General features: G+C 73.4%; 12 protein-coding genes. 4 read left to right on the top strand and 8 right to left on the bottom strand.

Going from position 1 to position 16,816, the window contains the following annotated elements:
* Positions 1–88 precede the first annotated feature (88 nt).
* The gene (locus tag ACIGAN_RS33780; protein ID WP_399863253.1) at positions 89–1,495 is read right to left on the bottom strand and encodes a hypothetical protein; all 1,407 of its coding nucleotides are present in this window, start codon (positions 1,493–1,495) and stop codon (positions 89–91) included.
* 406 nt (positions 1,496–1,901) lie between these two features.
* Between ACIGAN_RS33780 and ACIGAN_RS33775 the strand changes: the two genes are divergently transcribed.
* Positions 1,902–2,834, top strand: a complete 933-nt coding sequence (locus ACIGAN_RS33775; protein WP_399863251.1) for a DUF4429 domain-containing protein — start codon at positions 1,902–1,904, stop codon at positions 2,832–2,834.
* 83 nt (positions 2,835–2,917) lie between these two features.
* On the opposite strand, the gene ACIGAN_RS33770 is transcribed toward ACIGAN_RS33775, so the two are convergent.
* Positions 2,918–3,712 carry a class II aldolase/adducin family protein gene (locus ACIGAN_RS33770; RefSeq protein ID WP_399863249.1) on the bottom strand — a complete coding sequence of 265 codons (795 nt, stop codon included), beginning with the start codon at positions 3,710–3,712 and terminating at the stop codon, positions 2,918–2,920.
* Positions 3,713–3,899: 187 nt separating this feature from the next.
* On the opposite strand from ACIGAN_RS33770, the gene ACIGAN_RS33765 reads away from it, so the two are divergent.
* A complete protein-coding gene (locus ACIGAN_RS33765; RefSeq protein ID WP_399863247.1) occupies positions 3,900–4,373 on the top strand; it encodes a pyridoxamine 5'-phosphate oxidase family protein in 474 nt (157 codons plus the stop codon).
* A 17-nt stretch (positions 4,374–4,390) separates the two neighbouring features.
* Here the strand turns inward: ACIGAN_RS33765 and guaA are convergent, their stop codons facing one another.
* Positions 4,391–5,971: a glutamine-hydrolyzing GMP synthase gene (guaA, locus tag ACIGAN_RS33760; RefSeq protein ID WP_399863244.1), complete on the bottom strand. Its 1,581-nt coding sequence runs from the start codon at positions 5,969–5,971 to the stop codon at positions 4,391–4,393.
* A gap of 342 nt (positions 5,972–6,313) precedes the next feature.
* On the opposite strand from guaA, the gene ACIGAN_RS33755 reads away from it, so the two are divergent.
* On the top strand, positions 6,314–6,595 hold the full coding sequence (locus ACIGAN_RS33755) for a chorismate mutase (protein ID WP_365735589.1): 282 nt from the start codon (positions 6,314–6,316) through the stop codon (positions 6,593–6,595).
* Between the two features lie 559 nt (positions 6,596–7,154).
* Here the strand turns inward: ACIGAN_RS33755 and ACIGAN_RS33750 are convergent.
* Positions 7,155–8,291, bottom strand: a complete 1,137-nt coding sequence (locus ACIGAN_RS33750; RefSeq protein WP_399863241.1) for a hypothetical protein — start codon at positions 8,289–8,291, stop codon at positions 7,155–7,157.
* Between the two features lie 232 nt (positions 8,292–8,523).
* Between ACIGAN_RS33750 and ACIGAN_RS33745 the strand changes: the two genes are divergently transcribed.
* Positions 8,524–9,513 carry an LAETG motif-containing sortase-dependent surface protein gene (locus tag ACIGAN_RS33745; protein ID WP_399863239.1) on the top strand — a complete coding sequence of 330 codons (990 nt, stop codon included), beginning with the start codon at positions 8,524–8,526 and terminating at the stop codon, positions 9,511–9,513.
* A gap of 102 nt (positions 9,514–9,615) precedes the next feature.
* Here the strand turns inward: ACIGAN_RS33745 and ACIGAN_RS33740 are convergent, their stop codons facing one another.
* The 4 genes from ACIGAN_RS33740 to ACIGAN_RS33725 form a co-directional block, all read right to left on the bottom strand.
* Positions 9,616–11,400, bottom strand: coding sequence for a GMC family oxidoreductase N-terminal domain-containing protein (locus ACIGAN_RS33740; RefSeq protein ID WP_399863236.1), 1,785 nt, complete (start codon positions 11,398–11,400; stop codon positions 9,616–9,618).
* Positions 11,401–11,454: 54 nt separating this feature from the next.
* Complete coding sequence (locus tag ACIGAN_RS33735) at positions 11,455–13,107, bottom strand: succinic semialdehyde dehydrogenase (protein WP_399863233.1); 1,653 nt, start codon at positions 13,105–13,107, stop codon at positions 11,455–11,457.
* A gap of 136 nt (positions 13,108–13,243) precedes the next feature.
* On the bottom strand, positions 13,244–14,941 hold the full coding sequence (locus ACIGAN_RS33730; RefSeq protein WP_399863231.1) for a serine/threonine-protein kinase: 1,698 nt from the start codon (positions 14,939–14,941) through the stop codon (positions 13,244–13,246).
* Positions 14,942–14,999: 58 nt separating this feature from the next.
* The gene (locus ACIGAN_RS33725) at positions 15,000–16,787 is read right to left on the bottom strand and encodes a serine/threonine-protein kinase (RefSeq protein WP_399863229.1); all 1,788 of its coding nucleotides are present in this window, start codon (positions 16,785–16,787) and stop codon (positions 15,000–15,002) included.
* Between the last annotated feature and the right edge of the window lie 29 nt (positions 16,788–16,816).

Here is a 16,816-nt window from a genome sequence, read left to right as displayed (position 1 = left end):
ACCGGGCTTTTCCGCGGCGCGGTGCCTTTTCGCCCGGGCATGGGCGGATGCCGGGGCGCTGCACGGCCCCGAGGAGCGGGGTGGCGCCCTACTCCGTCACCTCCACCGCATACCGGTTCGTCTCCACCCCGGCGGCGGTGACGACCTGCACCTCCACCCGCCCCGGCTCCACCTCCACCGGCACCGGCACGGTCAGCAGCGTGTCCGTCGGGTTCCGGAACCCTCCGGGCACCGGCACCAGCGGCACGTGGACGTGCACCGCACCCACCCGCACGACCATCCGCGCCAGCCGGTCCGCCCCCTGCGCCCCCGGCGGCACGAACCCCGCGCCCCGGATCTCGATGTCGTCCCCCGTGCGGATCGGCGCGTCCAGGTCCCCCGCCTCCCGGGCCCGGACCACGGACAGGATGACCGGCCGGCCGCCCTCCGCGTACTTCCCGGCCAGGTACGTCGCCGCGGACACCAGCACCACCACCGCCAGCCCCCACGGCAGATCCGGCAGCTGGTCCGGCCGCCTCGCGAGCCGTACCGCCGCGAAGAGCAGGGCGACGCCGCTGATCACGACGTACTGGATGTCGGCGAAGGTGCCCCGTCCGGCGTCGTCGGTCAGCAGGTCGGCCGCGCGGGGCCGGTCGGCGCGCACCTTCTGCAGCCGCTGCCCCAGCACCCGCAGCCCGACCACCCGCCGCACCAGCACGGCGATCCCGCACACCACGGCGAGCACGGTCACCACACCGGCGCCCCGGGCGAGTTCCAGCCCGGAGATCAGCGCGTCCCGCTCCCGGTGCCGGGAGGCTGCCGCGAGCCGTCCGGCCAGCACGAGCACGGAGTAGGCGACGAAGAGCACCCACCCGGCGGCGACGGTGCGGGAGGTGGACAGCCGGTTGTCCTCACCGATCAGGGGTGCCAGCGCACCGCCCTTCGCCCGGTGGAACCACGACGCCGCGGTCAGCGCGCCGGCGACCACCAGTGCCGCGGCCAGGCCGGCCGTACGCGCGGACGTCCAGCCCGCGCCGACCGCGGTGAGGGCCTGCCCGAGCAGCAGCAGTACGACGCACGCCCAGACCGCTCCCGCGGTGCGGCGCCACAGTCCGGCCAGCCAGGCCTGGCCCTCGGCGCGGCCCCGCTCGGCGACGAGTGCGGCCGACTGTGCCAGTTCCTCCGAGACCCATTGGCGGGAGGCCGAGACGGAGTGGGCGACGGCGGCCGGCAACCCGTGCCCGGCCGCGAACTCGTCCCGCCGGCGCAGGAACGCCGCGACGGCCCGTCGGTGCCCCTCCCGGGCCCCGTGCGGACAGTCCCCGCAGGCGCACCCGCCCCCGTGCGCACCCCCGCCCCCGCCTTCGAGCCCACCCGGACCACCGGCGTGACCTGTCGGGTATCCCGGGTATCCCGGGTATCCCGCCGGGTACCCGACCGGATCCCCACCCCGGTACCCACCTGCGGACGCCCCGCCCCGCGTCCCGGAAGCCCTCGCGGACGCCCCGTCCCGCACACCCGGGTAGGCCGCTGCGGACGCCCCGCTCCGCACACCCGAGGAAGCGCCCCCGGACGCCCCGTCCCGAACCCCGGGTTGCGCCCCGGGTTGCGCCCCCGCGGAAGCACCCGCATGCCCACCGGCGGCCCGACCCGCGGATCCACCGGCGGACCCACCCGCGGCCCCACCGCCGTACCCGCCCGTGTCCCCGCCGCCCTGCCCCGTCTCGCGCACCGCCACGCCCGACGCCCGCCTTCCCGCGACCCAACCACCGCCGGTCTTCCGGACCCCGGAAACACCGCTGTGCAACTCCCGTGCGACGACGACGAATTGTGCCCTATACCACCCCGCCCGCGTCCCTCCCCTCTGGTCAACACGGGTGAAGTTCGGCGTGCCGTGTTGACCCGGCTGCGAGAATTCCCCCATGGCCGAGATCAGCCAGCGCGACGGGACATGGGCCTTCGACGGCGGCACGGTCCGGATCACACCCGGTCTGCACCGCTCCGTGCCACTGTTCCGGCAGACGTACGGCGAGATCGCCGTGCCGCTTGAGGCCGTCGCGGGTGTGGTCCTGGAGCCCGAACGCAAGCGCGGGCGGCTCCGGTTGCGGCTGCGCGAGGGCGTCGACCCCCTGCTCCAGGCGACCGGCGGGCGGCTGCCGGACGCGGCCGACCCGTACCGGCTGGTCGTGGACGCCGACCGAACGGGGGTCGCCGAGTACCTCGCCGAGGAGATCCGCCGCGCGCTGCTGCTGGAGGGGGTGCCGAAGGACCCGGTGAAGGCCTATCTGCTGCCGGGCCCGCCCGTTCCGGTCTCGGTGCGTTCCTCGGACGGCACGGTCTCCTTCGACGGCACGCAGGTGCGGATCGACTGGTCCGACACCTCCGAGCGGGTCAAACGCGCCACCGGCCCGCGGATCGTCGGCCTGGGCGAGCTGGTGCGCGTCGAGTGGCTGCCGAACACCGCCCACGAGGACGGTTTCCTGCGCTTCGTGACCCGCGAGACGGTCTTCTCGAAGCTGCCGCCGGAGAAGGACCCGTACGCCCTGGACCTGTGGGGCAGCACCCGCCGCGACCTGCTGACCGCGCTGGTCGCGACGGCGGTGACCGCCCGCCTGCCGCACCCCTCCACCCGCCCCGCCACCGGTGACGAACCGGCCGACGCGATGGACGCGCTCGCCGGGACAGACGGGACCGGCGCGCCCTCCGCGCGCAGCCGTGCGCTCCCGCCGGCCGGCTCCGACCATCACGACGTCCTGCTGCGCCGCCTGCGCGAGCTGGGGCGGCTGCACCGCGACGGCGTCCTCACGGACGAGGAGTTCGCGATGACCAAGGCGGCGGTACTGCGCGGCTTCTGAGAACGCCCGGGAGCCTAGGTCGTGTCCGTAAAGTCCCGCCTGCCCCGCCCTCCGGGCGGACGACGGGACTTTACGGACACGACCTAGTCGAGCAGGTCCGGCTCGCTCCGGCTGATGTCCCGCCACATCGGCTGGTAGTTGATCCACGCCACCAGGTCGCCGCCGAGCTGTTCCCGCGTGGCCACGGCCATCCGGTGGTCGATCCGGACCGGCCGCCCGGCCGCCCGCGCGCTCAGCTGCACCTGGCAGGACCGCTCCATCGACACGAACCACCAGGCGGCCGCGTCGACCGAGTCGCCCACGGTCAGCAGCCCGTGGTTGCGCAGCACGAGCGCCTTGCGGGAGCCGAGCACGCCCGCGATGCGCCGGCCCTCCTCGGCGTCGACGGCGACCCCGGTGTAGGTGTCGTACAGGGCGTGGTCCTCGTAGAAGGCGCAGCTCTCCTGGGTGATCGGCTCCAGCAGTTCGCCGAGGGCCGCGAGCGCCCGGCCGTGCACCGAGTGGCAGTGGGCGACGGCGACCACGTCGGGGCGGGCGGCGTGGACCTGGGCGTGCACGGTGAAGGCCGCCTGGTTGACGTGGTACTGGCCCTCGACGACCTGGCCGTCCTGGTTGGCGAGTACGAGGTCGCTCACGGTGACGTGCCGGAAGGGCAGCCCGAAGGGGTTGACCCAGAAGCAGTCGCTGAACTCCGGGTCGCGGGCGGTGATGTGCCCGGACACTCCGTCCTCGTAGCCGAGCCGGCCGAAGATCCTCAGGGCGCCCGCGAGGCGTTCCTTGCGGTGCCGGCGCTCGTCCTCGACCGACTCGTGCATCGGCGGCATCGCGAACCGCAGCCGGTCGGTGGGCAGCGGCAGGGGCGGTGTGGGCCCGTGCATAGGTCCTCCAGCGTCACTCTCGTACGGGGCGGAAGGTACCGCCGGTGCTGCCGGGAAAACAGCGCCGTTTCGTAAAGATGGATCGAGCGCCCCTGTGAGCACCCTGCACCCACCCGTATGCCCCCGGGCTCCCCCACCCCACGAATAGCCGACAGAAGATGTCGGGATTCGGCGCCACACTCTCGGTATGACAGCGAACTGGGCGGCATTCACCACCGCCGAACCGGATCTGGCCGACACGGTCGAGAAGCGCTTCGGCGCCTACACCCACCACGTCCTCGCCACCCTCCGCAAGGACGGCTCGCCCCGCACGAGCGGCCTGGAGGTGCGGTTCCTTAACGGGGAGCTGTGGCTCGGCATGATGCCGGGCTCGCTCAAGGCACGGGACCTGCTCCGCGACCCCCGCTTCGCGCTCCAGGCGAACCCCGGGGAGGGCACGGGCATGGGCGGCGGCGACGTCCGCGTCAGCGGGCGGGCGTTCGAGGTCGAGGACGCCGCCACGAAGGCCGGATACGTCGAAGAGGTGGAACCGCCGGAGCCGTTCCACCTCTTCCGCACCGAGCTGACGGAGGTCGTGCGGACCTACGTCGAGGACGACACCTACCTCGTCGTCCAGGTCTGGACGCCCGGCGCACCCCTGCGCACGGTCAAGCGCACCTAGCGGCGACCCGGGGGGGGTCACTCCCACTCGATGGTGCCCGGCGGCTTCGAGGTGACGTCGAGGACGACCCGGTTGACGTCACGCACCTCGTTGGTGATGCGGGTGGAGATGCGCGCGAGGACGTCGTACGGCAGGCGCGACCAGTCGGCCGTCATGGCGTCCTCGGACGAGACGGGGCGCAGGACGATGGGGTGGCCGTAGGTGCGGCCGTCGCCCTGGACGCCGACGCTGCGGACGTCCGCGAGCAGCACCACCGGGCACTGCCAGATGTCCCGGTCGAGGCCGGCCGCCGTGAGCTCCTCGCGGGCGATGGCGTCGGCCTCGCGGAGGAGGTCGAGACGCTCCTTCGTCACCTCGCCGACGATCCGGATGCCGAGGCCCGGGCCCGGGAAGGGCTGGCGCTGGACGATCTCCTCCGGCAGGCCCAGCTCCTGGCCGACCATGCGGACCTCGTCCTTGAACAGCTTGCGCAGCGGCTCGATCAGCTTGAACTCGAGGTCCTCGGGCAGGCCGCCCACGTTGTGGTGGGACTTGATGTTGGCGGTGCCGGTGCCGCCGCCGGACTCGACGACGTCCGGGTAGAGCGTGCCCTGGACGAGGAACTCCACGGCCGGGCCCTCGTCGGCGATGATCTCGGCCTGGGCCTGCTCGAAGACGCGGATGAACTCGCGGCCGATGATCTTCCGCTTCTGCTCGGGGTCGGACACCCCGGCGAGCGCCTTGAGGAACCGCTCCTCGGCGTCGACGACCTTCAGCTGCACGCCGGTCGCGGCGACGAAGTCCTTCTCGACCTGCTCGGTCTCGCCCTTGCGCATCAGGCCGTGGTCGACGTAGACGCAGGTCAGCTGGGAGCCGATGGCCTTCTGCACCAGGGCGGCGGCGACGGCGGAGTCCACGCCGCCGGACAGGCCGCAGATGGCGCGCTTGTCGCCGACCCGCTCGCGGATCGCGGCGACCTGCTCCTCGATCACGTTGCCCGTGGTCCACGACGGGGTCAGGCCCGCGCCGCGGTAGAGGAAGTGCTCCAGCACCTGCTGCCCGTGCGTGGAGTGCATCACCTCGGGGTGGTACTGGACGCCGTAGAGCTTCTTCTCGTCGTTCTCGAAGGCGGCGACCGGGACGACGTCCGTGGAGGCCGTGACGGAGAAGCCCTCGGGGGCGGCGGAGCAGGCGTCGCCGTGGGACATCCAGACGGCCTGCTCGGCCGGGGTGCCCTCGAAGAGGGTGGAGGACGCCTTGGAGACGTGCAGCTCGGTGCGGCCGTACTCGCGGGCGCCGGTGTTGTCGACGGTGCCGCCGAGGGTCTGCGCCATGAGCTGGAAGCCGTAGCACATGCCGAAGACGGGGACGCCGGCCTCGAAGAGGGCGCGGTCGAGGCGCGGGGCGCCCTCCTCGTAGACCGACGAGGGGCCGCCGGACAGGATGATCGCCGCGGGGTTCTTGGCGAGGATCTCCTGGACCGGCATCGTGCTCGGCACGATCTCGCTATAGACCCGCGCCTCGCGGACGCGACGGGCGATGAGCTGGGCGTACTGCGCGCCGAAGTCGACGACCAGGACGGTGTCGGTGGCGCTGGCAGCGGGAGACGCTGATGACACGGGGTGCCTTCCGGCGGTGGGGCGGGGGTCTTGTGCCACCCGATTCTACCGAGGTGCCCGCCGGGAGCGTCGCGCCCGCCGTACGCCCCCGGCTCCGGGCCCGGTGTCTCACCATGCGAACCCGTTTGGACGCCCCTGCGCCCCGGGGCATACTGGGCCCCATGCACGCGCACACGACCTTCGTCTTTACCTATGGCACCCGGCCCGCCGGCTGCCATGGTCGTGCTGCTTGAGCAACTGACAAGCGACTTCCCAGGCGCCCCGGGCCGACAAGGCCCGGGGCGCCTGTCGTCGTCGGGGCCTTGCCGGACCGGGGCACCCCTTGACGACGAGGAGCCCCTCATGACCGCCACCGACGTGACCGGTGCCCGCACCGCCGAGGCCGCCGACGTGATCACCGGCGCCCGCGAGCGGATCGACGCGCTCGACGACCGGATCATCGGGCTGATCCAGGAACGGGCGGCCGTCTCCGCCGTCATCCAGGAGGCACGGATCGCCTCCGGCGGCCGGCGGGTGAACCTCTCGCGCGAGATGGAGGTCCTCGGCCACTACAGGAAGGCCCTGGGCAAGCCGGGCACGACGCTCGCGATGACCCTGCTGGAGCTGTGCCGCGGCAGGATCTGACCCGCCCGAGGAATCCGCGTTCGCGGGACAGACGTACGCATCCTCCTCACCCGTACGGCGCGTGACCGCCCGGGGGCCGCCTCGTTGGTCCCGGTGTCCGTGCCAGCCAGGCGCGGGCCCGAGAGAACCACGCGTGGCTCGCTGGGGCGATGAGACGTACGGATCGTGCCGTGCGTCGTGGGACCTCGCCCCAGGGAAGTGACCGGACGGCAGGGGACAGCAGCCCGGTCACCCAAGAGAACGGCCGGCTCCGGGGACGCCCGGGGCCGGCCGCCGGACAGTGCAAGAACGCACAAGGCTGGGCCGAACGGTTGCGGGCGCCGCGTTCATCCAGCACGATGCGTACACAGCCCCAAGTCCCCTCGCGGGCATCCGCATTGCCCCATTGCCAGAGGTACAGACCAGCGGCGCAACCCCCCGGCGCCGCTTCCAGGCACCGGCGCTGCCCTGACGTCGGTGCTGACGAGAAGAAGGGCCCCGCGGCTCCACCCCGCGGGGCCCTTCGCTCTGTACCGGCGTCCCCTCCGGCGCCTTCTCGGGCGCCCCCTCCGGCGTCCGGTCAGGTGCGGGTCACCGTCCCGCAGGGGCCGCCGTCGTCGATCCCGCGGCTGCGGTCGTAGGGGTCGATCGCCGGTCCGGTGGGCTCGCGGTCCCGGTCGTCGCTCGACGGGAACCGCGGGTGCAGATAGCCGTCGTGGACGTCGCAGGCCGAGTTGCCGATCTCCTCGTCGTACTTCTTGACGCTGAGCCGGCCCGGGGTGACCCGGTAGCGGGTGGGGTCGGGGAGTTCGACGTCGATGACCCGCCGCACGATGGTGCGGGCGACCTCGGGGCGTCCGTCGGCGCGGGTGACCGGGTAGACGAAGGTGTAGTCGGCGTGCACCACGACTCCCGCGTGCGCGCCCTGCTCGAAGGTCATGCGGCCGCGCGTCTTGACCACGTCGCCGACCGGCCGGGTCTCGTCGGGGTCGAACCGGCTGAACATCGTCAGGGGGTCGTTGCGCTCGCTCGGGGAGCGCAGGGCCGTGTTCAGGTCGTCGAGCAGCTTCGGCTGCCGCGGGTCCAGCACCGCGAGGGCGGTCTCGGGGCGGGCGCCGCGCAGCGTGCGCGGGTCGAGGTTGGCGCCCACCAGCAGCCGCTTGGTCAGCTCCAGCGCCTGGGCGACGCGGTCCTTGGGGACCGGGCCCACGGCCTTCGCCTCGGGCGGGACGATGCCGGCCGCGCCGTCGGCCCAGCGCAGGGCCGGGGAGCCGGCGAACGGCTCGTCCAGGGTGGGGGTCCGCGGGGTCGACCCGCCGGGCGGTGCGGTCGGCGCGGCCGTCTCGGCGGGCAGCGGGGAGGCCGCGGCGGCCTCCGGTCCGTCCGGGCCGAAGGGGTCGCCGGGCAGCAGCGACGGCTTCAGGGCCACCAGCGCCACGGCGGCGGCGACCGGCACCCCGAGCACGGCCCACAGCTTCCGGCGCCGCCCCGCGCGCCGGCTCGCGCCCAGGGGGTCGGGGCCGGTGCGCCAGCCGGGAGGCAGCTCTCCCCGCTCCTCCTGCCGGCGCAGCCGCTCGGTCACCATGCGCGCCCGCGCGGACGGCTCCTTCGGGGCCGAGGCACGGATGTCCCGCTCGGTGTCGCGGGTGAACTGTTCCCAGACGTCGTCCGGGATCTCCGAGGCCGACGGCTGGTCGTCGGACGGCTTTTCAGACACGAGGCATAGATCTAAGCGGGTGGACAGCGCCTCCACAAGAAGATCGTCGGTGTGACGCAGTCCACATAAGGATTCTGTGAGGGTCGGCACAACCATTCACAGGTTTCACGGATCAAACCTGCCGAACCAAGGGCCACTCCCGCGCCCCACACGCGGAGGCCTCCCCCAACGTTCGTACCGCAGCCCGCGGTACGCCGGACTTTCCGAGGTCTTCATGAAGCTTCGCCGCGCCATGGCAGCAGCGGCCGCCACGGCGGTCATAGCCCCGGTGGCACTGCTCGCGGCACCGGTCGCGTACGCGACCGACGAAACCACGCCCACGCCGAGCGCGTCGGTGAGCGAGTCCGCTCCCGAGACGTCCGCCTCGCCGTCGGCGAGCGAGACCACGCCCGAGACGTCGCCGTCCCCGAGCACCTCGGTGAGCGAGTCGGCTCCCGAGGCCACCGCGTCCGCCTCTGCCAGCGCGTCGGCGTCGGCCAGTCCTTCCACGTCCGTCTCCGCCACGCCGAGCGAGCCGGCCGATGGGGACGACGAGGAGTACCCGGAGTGCGAGGAGGCGAACATCTCCGTGGGCCTCACCGGCTTCCCGGAGAAGATCGTCGCCGGCAGCGGCTGGAAGACGTTCGAGTTCAACGTCAAGAACACCAGCGAGACGGACATCGAGTCCCTGCAGGTCACGGCCACAGCGTTCTCCGCTGCGGACCTGGACTCCGACGAAGACCAGCTCTTCGACAAGTACGCCCACTTCGAGTACCGCAACCCCAGCACCGGCAAGTGGACCAACGACTTCGCCGACACGGGCATCAACAACGGCTTCTTCTTCGGTGAGTTCCCGCTCGACGCCGGTCAGAAGGTGACCATCGACCTGCGAGTGAAGATCGACGCCGGCGCGCCTGTGGGCGACAGCCTGGCGATCGCCGCCGGTGGCTATGACACCAGCGAGGGCGACTGCTTCCAGAACGGCGCCGTCTACCCGTTCCAGATCCTGAAGGCGGGTTCGAAGCCGGGCGACGTGGACGACGCGAAGCCGTCGGGCCAGAAGCCGCCGAAGGACATCAAGCCGCAGGGTGAGGCCAAGCCGATCGAGGTCGAGGGCAACCTCGCCGAGACCGGCTCCAGCTCGGCTCTGCCGATGATCAGCCTCGTCGGTGGTGCCGCGGTCGTCGCCGGTGCCGGCGCGATCTTCGTGGTCCGTCGCCGCAAGGCCGGCGCGGAGGCGTAAGCCACGGCGGCCGTGAGGCCGCGGCGAACGGAAGAGGGACCTGCGCTCGGAGGGGGGCGCAGGTCCCTCTTCCGTGTGCCGAGGGGGCGGAGGCCGGACGCGTTACTTCTTGGGCGGGACGGCCGGCAACCCCAGGAACGGCAGGCGCAGCGCCCCGAAGGCCTCCGCCGGGACCGCCGGGGACTTCGGCTCGACCGGCTGCAGCCGCACGTAGGCCGTGCCCTGCCGGGGGCGCGGGTCGGGCTCGCCCTTGTTGGGCCAGAACGACATGGCCCGTTCGGCCTGGGCGGTGATCGTCAGGGACGGGTTCACGCCCAGGTTGGCGGAGACCGCGGCCCCGTCGACGACGGAGATGCCGGGGTGGCCGTAGAGGCGGTGGTACGGGTCGATCACGCCGGTCTCCCGGGAGTCGCCGATGGGGCAGCCGCCCAGGAAGTGCGCGGTGAGCGGGGTGCCCATCAGCTCGCCCACGTTGGAGCCGGCGAAGCCGTTGATCTCGGCGGCGAGGGCCGAGGCGCCCTCCGTGGCGGCCTTGATCTGCTTGGGGTTGGGGGCGCCGTGGCCCTGGCGGGCGGTGAGCAGGCCGCGGCCGACGCCGGACGGTTTCAGGTAGGTCGTCAGGGAGTTGTCCAGCGACTGCATCACCAGGCCGATGATGGTCCGCTCCGACCAGCGGCGGTTGGACAGGGAGCGCAGCACGAGCACGGGGTGGCGGGCCGCGTTCGCGAGGAAGCCCAGCACCCGCGAGGTGCCCGAGTTCCGCCCCGCGTACGGCACTTGGAGGATGGACAGGCTGCCCATCGAGTTGGAGCCCTTGCCGTAGCGGACGGGCTCGATGTGGGTGTTCGGGTCGGGGTGGATCGAGGACGTGATGGCCACGCCGCGGGTGAAGTCCGCCTTGGGCGCGCCGTGGGCCTTGCGGTAGCGCCGGTCGTCGGTCTGGGCGCCGACCAGGGCCTCGGAGTTGGTGCGGGTCAGCTCGCCCAGCTTGTCGCTGATGTGCGGCAGTTGCCCGCCGGCCTTCATGCGGTGCAGGAGGGTCTGGGTGCCGTAGGTGCCGGCGGCGAGGACGACCTGGCGGGCCCGGTAGGTGCGGCCCTCGGCCTTGCGGCGGTCGGTGGGCAGGGTGGCGACGGCGTAGCCGCCGCGCGAGTCGTCGGTGACCGAGACGACCGTGGTCAGGGGGTGGACGACCGCGCCCGCCTTCTCGGCGAGGTGCAGGTAGTTCTCGTTGAGGGTGTTCTTGGCGCCGTGGCGGCAGCCGGTCATGCACTCGCCGCACTCCGCGCAGGCCTTGCGGGACGGGCCCGCCCCGCCGAAGTACGGGTCCGGCACCTCCTGGCCCGGCTTCGCGGTGACTGTGCCGTCGGCGTCCCGGCCGTCGCCGAAGAAGACGCCGACGGGGGCCAGGTGGAAGGTGTCGCCGCAGCCCATCCGCTCCGCCGCGGCCTTCAGGTGCACGTCGGAGGGGGTCATGGTCGGGTTGGTCCGCACGCCCAGCATGCGGCGGGCCTGGTCGTAGTACGGCGCGAGTTCGTCCTGCCAGTCGGTGATGTCACGCCACTGGGGGTCCTCGAAGAACGGCTTCGGCGGGACGTAGAGGGTGTTGGCGTAGTTGAGGGAGCCGCCGCCGACGCCCGCGCCGGCCAGCACCATGACGTTGCCGAGCAGATGGATGCGCTGGATGCCGTACATGCCGAGCTTGGGGGCCCAGAGGTAGTTCTTCAGGTCCCAGGAGTTCTTCGGGAGGGTCTCGCGGGTGAAGCGGCGGCCGGCCTCCAGGACACCCACGCGGTAGCCCTTCTCGGTGAGGCGCAGGGCGGTCACGGAGCCGCCGAAGCCTGAGCCGACCACGATGACGTCGTAGTCGTATGCGTCCTGAGGCACGTGTTCTCCTCGTCGAGTGTCGCGTGCGGGCCGTCGGTGGTGGTGCGGGGGGGGTCAGCGGAAGCGCAGCGCCTTCATCAGGCGCAGGCTGCGGCTCATGAACCGGGCGTACTGCTCGTCGTCCATGCCCAGGGACGGGGCCATCGGCAGGACCCGCTGGTGGGCGACCGTCTGGGCCTCCGTGTACTTGAGGATGCCCTCGGAGCCGTGGCGGCGGCCGAGGCCGGAGTCCTTCATGCCGCCCATCGGGGACTGGACGCTGCCGTAGGCGGGCGCGTAGCCCTCGTTGATGTTGACCGTGCCGGTGCGCAGCCGGGCGGCGACCTGCCGGCCGCGGCGGGCGTTCCGCGTCCAGACCGATGCGTTGAGGCCGTACGCCGTGCCGTTGGCGCGCTCGATCGCCTCGTCCTCGCTGCCGAAGCGGTAGACCGAGACGACCGGGCCGAAGGTCTCCTCCGCGCAGACGGACATGTCGGTGCCGACCCCGTCGAGGATCGTCGGCTCGAAGAAGTAGGGGCCGATGTCCGGCCGGGCCACCCCGCCGGCGACGACCCTCGCGCCCTTGGCGACGGCCTCCTCCACGTGGCGCGTGACGGTCTCCAGCTGGCGCTCGCCGACCAGGGAGCCCATGTCGGCGCCGTACGCCAGGGACGTGCCCAGGCGCATCGCCCTGGTCCGGGCGGCGAAGCGCTCCAGGAAGGCGTCCGCGATCGACTCGTGGACGAAGAGCCGCTCGATGGAGATGCACAGCTGACCGGCGGAGGAGAAGCAGGCCCGGACGGCACCGGCCGCGGCCTTCTCGACGTCGGCGTCCTCCAGCACCAGCATGGCGTTCTTGCCGCCGAGTTCGAGGGAGACACCGATCAGCCGGGCGGCGGCCCCCTGGGCGACCTCGCGGCCGGTGCGGGTGGAGCCGGTGAACGAGACGTAGTCGGCGTGGCGGACGACCTCGGGGCCGACCACCGGGCCCTCGCCGAGGACGACCTGGAAGGCGTCGGCGGGCAGGCCGGCCTCGATGAGCAGGTCACGGGCCCACAGGGCGGTCAGGCAGGTCTCCGTGTCCGGCTTCATGACGACCGCGTTGCCCGCGGCGAAGGCCGGGAGCGCGTCGCCGACGGAGAGTTCGAGGGGGTAGTTCCAGGGGGCGATCTGGCCCACGACACCGCGCGCGTGACGCAGTTCGACGACCTTCGTCAGGGTCGGCACGGCACCCGCGTGCCGCTTGGGGCGGAGGTAGGCCGGGGCCTTGCGGCCGTAGTGCCGGGCGGCGACCGCGACGGCCTGGACCTCCTCGTGGGCGTGCAGCCGGGCCTTGCCGGTCTCCAGCTGGATCAGGTCGAGCACCTCGGCCTGGCGCTCCAGCAGCAGGTCGTGGAAGCGGAGCAGGACGGCGGCGCGCTGCCGTACGGGCGTCCGCTCCCACACGGTCTGGGCGGCCCGGGCCAGTTCGAAGGCCTCGGCCACGTCCTCGGGCGTCGCCTCTGGGAGGTCGGCCAGCTTCTCACCGGTGAACGGCGTGTGGTTGGCGGTCCGGCCGGAGCCGACCACGCCCTTGGTGAGCTGGGCGACCAGCTCGGGGGTCACCACGTCGGCGGCGGTGCGGGCGCCCTCCGGAGCGGGGGCGAGGGGATTCGTACCGCTTCGTGCCGTGCCGGTCTGTGCCGTGCCGGTCTCTGCCGTCTTCTCGGCGGCCTGCGCGTCCGTCATGAGGCGCAGGGTATGCCTCGGCGGAGCCTTTGGGTACCCGTCGGTAATACGGCTTCACCGACTGCACACACGACGCCAGTGACCACTGGCAACGAACGACCTGATCAGGGCGTTGTGCAGTGGCGCCGACGATCATTCAGCCTTTTGCGATGCCGAGCCGGTCCCGGGCGGTCCGGAACAGCGAGGTGCCCTCGCGCTCCTCCGGCGTGCCCGCCGGCATGTCGACGCGCAGTTCGTACATGCGGTCGTCGTCGGTGCGCAGCAGCACCCGCAGGGCCCGCCTGTGGTGCTCGCCCCGGTCGTACGTGGTGTCGGCGAGGGCGGAGGCGTAGCCCTGGACGGTGGTGCGGGTGTAGCGCGTCTGGCCCCCCGCCTCGGGAGTCCGTCTGGCCTGCTTCATCGGGGAGGCCGGGGCCCGGTCCCAGAACAGCAGGCGGACCTGGATCGAGCCCCGGCCGTCGCCGTAGAGCACGGTACGGGGCAGCCGGTCGGTGCCGTCGCCGGTGCGGTCGAGGGGGTGGAAGCGGGGTGGGAGGTGGAGGACGGCCGCCATGTCGGGCTCGGGGTGCGGGGTCCAGGCGTCCGTGTCGTCGGCGGCGTCAGCGGCGTCCGTGGAGTCCGTGACGTCGGCGGCGCGCTCGGCGGTCTCGGCGGTCCCGGCGGTCTCGGCGCTGCTGGTGTCGGCGAGGTGGGTGGCGGCTCCCACGCCCCCGGCGAGCAGCGCGCCGAGGAGGGCGAGCGGCCCGGGGCGGAGGAGGGTGTGGCGTCTGGGCGGAGCGGGAGCCGGCGCCTCGGGGTGTACCGCTTCGCGGGGGCCGGACGGTATCGCCCCGGCCGCGGCGAGGGGCGGGGGCTGCTGCCGCGCGGGCATGCCGGAGTCCGGCAGGTCGCCCGTGTGTCCGGCCGTCTGCGACGGCGTCGCCCTCACGGCCGGTGCCGCCACCGCCTCCAGTTCCTTCGCCACCTCCTCGGCGTCCGGCCGCTGTTCGGGGTCCGGCGCCAGGAGCCGTCCGATCAGCGGCCCGAGCGGTCCGGCCCGTCGCGGTGCGGGCGGCTCGGCGGCGAGGACCGCGGCGGACGTGTCCTCGGGGGTGGCCCGCCGGAACGGGGACGAGCCCTCCACGGCCGTGTACAGCAGCACGCCCAGGGACCACAGGTCGGACGCGGGCCCGGCGATGCGGCCCGACAGCCGCTCGGGGGCGACGAACGCGGACGCACCGTCCACCTCCCCGCGGCCCGGGGGCGACTCGTCCCCCTGGGCGGGGGTGATGCCGAAGTCGGTGAGGACGACGCGGCCGTCCTCGGCGATCAGCACGTTGGACGGCTTGACGTCCCGGTGCACGATCCCCACGGCGTGCGCGGCGCGCAGGGCGCCGAGGAGGGCGAGGCCGACCCGGGCGGCTTCACGCGGTTCGACCGGGCCGCGCCGCAGCGTCTCGTGCAGGGACTCGCCGGGCAGCAACTCCATGACGATCCACGGGAGTCCGTCCAGCATCTCCGTCGCGTCGAGCTCGTCGGGGCCCTGCGGGCCGGGGCGTTCGTCCGGCTGCTCGGCCTCCACGACGACGTCGAGGATGGTGACGGCGGCGGGATGGACGACCCGGGCAGCGGCGCGGGCCTCACGATGGAGCCGGTGGGCCGCCCGCCGGTGGCCCTCGTCCTGCGGATCGCCGGGCAACCGCGGCTGCCGGACGGCGACTTCGCGCCGCTCGAGCTCGTCGTGGGCCCGCCATACGGTGCCGGAGGCGCCGGCGCCGATGCGCTCCACCAGCCGGTACCGCCCGCCGACCAGCCGGCCCTGGGCGGCGTCCGGCCCGCCCCCGTCGTTGCTCATGCCCCATCAGTACCCTGCGAAGCGGGGCTGTGTCGACGCGGGGCGGGCCGAGGCCGGTTCAGGTCCCCTTGATGTCCAGATTCGCGATCGCCGTGCGCGCCACCTCACGCCCGCGCTCGGTGAAGTCGCCCTTGCCCGGGTAGCCGACGGTGAGTTCGTACATGTCGCCGCCGGGCTTCTGGAAGTAGAAGAGGCGCAGTTCGCGCGGGCGGGGATTCTGGTTGTCGTCGGTGTCGTACGTGACGGTGTTCTCGGCCGCCTTCTCGCCCCGGTACGTGGTCACTCTGGGGTTCGTCCGCGGGTTCTCCGGCATGTCCAGGTCGTAACTGCCGCTCTCCTTGAAGGCGGTGTCGTCGTCGTACATCTCGGCGGCCGCGGAGCCGGCGATGGCCCGGCCGGTGTCCTCGGCCTTCTTGTCGAGGGAGAGGCTGATCCAGATGCTGCCGCTGAGGTCGGTGTAGGTGACCCGGTGCCCCCGGTTCGCCTCCGGGTCCGGCACGGTTCGCTCGTAGCCGGCCGGAACCGCCAGGGCGGCGGCGAGTTCCTTCTCCTGGTGGACCTCCCAGCCGTCGGGCAGCGGCCCGGCGAACGGGTCGGCGAGCAGCAGGTACGCCGTCACCGCCGCCGCCACGACCGCCGCCCCGAGGCCGGTCCACGCCGTGCGGCCGAAGCGCACGCGTCCGCGCCGGCCGCCGCGCTCGTCCGGGGCCCCCACGATCCGCGTGGGGGGTGCGGCGGGCGGGTGTGCGGCCGCCTCCAGCAGCGCCCGTACCCGCGCGGCGTCCGGGCGGCGGGCCGGATCCTTGTGCAGCAGGCCGTTGATGGCCTCGGCGAGCGGGCCCTGCGCGGAGGCGGGCGGCGCGGGCGTGGCGTGGAGGACGGACTGGAGGGTGGCCGGCGTGTTGCTGCGGCGGAACGGCGAGACGCCCTCCGTCGCCGCGTACAGCACGACCCCCAGCGACCACAGGTCGCTGGCCGGGCCCGGCCGCTGGCCCAGCACGCGCTCGGGCGCGATGTACTCGGGCGAGCCGACGAAGCCGCCGGTGTCGGTCAGGCTGGTCTCGCCCTCGATCCGGGCGATGCCGAAGTCCGTGAGGACGACCCGGCCGTAGCGGCCGAGCAGCACGTTGTCCGGTTTCACGTCACGGTGCAGGATGCCCGCCGCGTGCGCGGCCTCCAGCGCGCCGAGCACCTCCAGGCCGACCCGGGCCGCCTCACGCGCGGACAGGGTGCCCTCCTGGAGGGCGTCACCGAGCGAACGGCCCCGGACCAGCTCCATCACGATCCACGGCTGCCCGTCCACGACCGCGACGTCGTGGACGTCGACGACGGCCGGGTGATCGAGCCGGGCCGCGGCACGCGCCTCGCGGCGCATCCGCTCGAAGACGTTGGCACGTTCACGTTCGGGAAGGTGGTCGGGGACGCGTGGCTCCTTGACGGCGACCTCCCGGTCCACCGTCTCGTCCTGCGCCCGCCACACCGTGCCCATGCCGCCGTGCCCGAGCTTGCCGATCAGCCGGTAGCGACCGGCGATGAGCCGCCCGGCGCCGGGATCCTCGGCCGGCGCCGCCGAGACGACGGTGGCGGCCGGGGTGACCGGGGTGGCCGCACCGTCCGGAGCGGCCGGGCCGGCCGGGGTGTCCGGAGCGGCCGGGGCGACCGGGGTGTGCGGGCCGGCCGGGGCGGTGACGGTGTTCGGAGGGGCCGGGGCGGTCGCCGGGGGCGGCACCGTCCGGGTGGGCGCCGCGTACGGGTTCCCCGGCACCGGCGCCTGCGGCTGAGGCGGTTGCAATACGAAACTCGTCGGCTCGTCGGCCCCGGATCGGGCTCCCCCGTCGCTGCTCATGAGTTCATCCCTATCGCGCCAGGCACCCG

This window comes from Streptomyces sp. NPDC085931 (genome assembly GCF_044540565.1).
Taxonomy (GTDB): domain Bacteria; phylum Actinomycetota; class Actinomycetes; order Streptomycetales; family Streptomycetaceae; genus Streptomyces.
This window is presented reverse-complemented; position numbering and strand designations above follow the sequence as displayed.

Excerpts from the sequence above, each read along its gene's own strand:
- ACIGAN_RS33730 (WP_399863231.1), bottom strand. The coding sequence starts at position 14,941 with ATGAGCAACGACGGGGGCGGGCCGGACGCCGCCCAGGGCCGGCTGGTC.
- ACIGAN_RS33745 (WP_399863239.1), top strand. The coding sequence starts at position 8,524 with ATGGCAGCAGCGGCCGCCACGGCGGTCATAGCCCCGGTGGCACTGCTC.
- ACIGAN_RS33735 (WP_399863233.1), bottom strand. The coding sequence starts at position 13,107 with ATGACGGACGCGCAGGCCGCCGAGAAGACGGCAGAGACCGGCACGGCA.
- ACIGAN_RS33765 (WP_399863247.1), top strand. The coding sequence starts at position 3,900 with ATGACAGCGAACTGGGCGGCATTCACCACCGCCGAACCGGATCTGGCC.
- ACIGAN_RS33775 (WP_399863251.1), top strand. The coding sequence starts at position 1,902 with ATGGCCGAGATCAGCCAGCGCGACGGGACATGGGCCTTCGACGGCGGC.
- ACIGAN_RS33725 (WP_399863229.1), bottom strand. The coding sequence starts at position 16,787 with ATGAGCAGCGACGGGGGAGCCCGATCCGGGGCCGACGAGCCGACGAGT.
- ACIGAN_RS33755 (WP_365735589.1), top strand. The coding sequence starts at position 6,314 with ATGACCGCCACCGACGTGACCGGTGCCCGCACCGCCGAGGCCGCCGAC.
- ACIGAN_RS33770 (WP_399863249.1), bottom strand. The coding sequence starts at position 3,712 with ATGCACGGGCCCACACCGCCCCTGCCGCTGCCCACCGACCGGCTGCGG.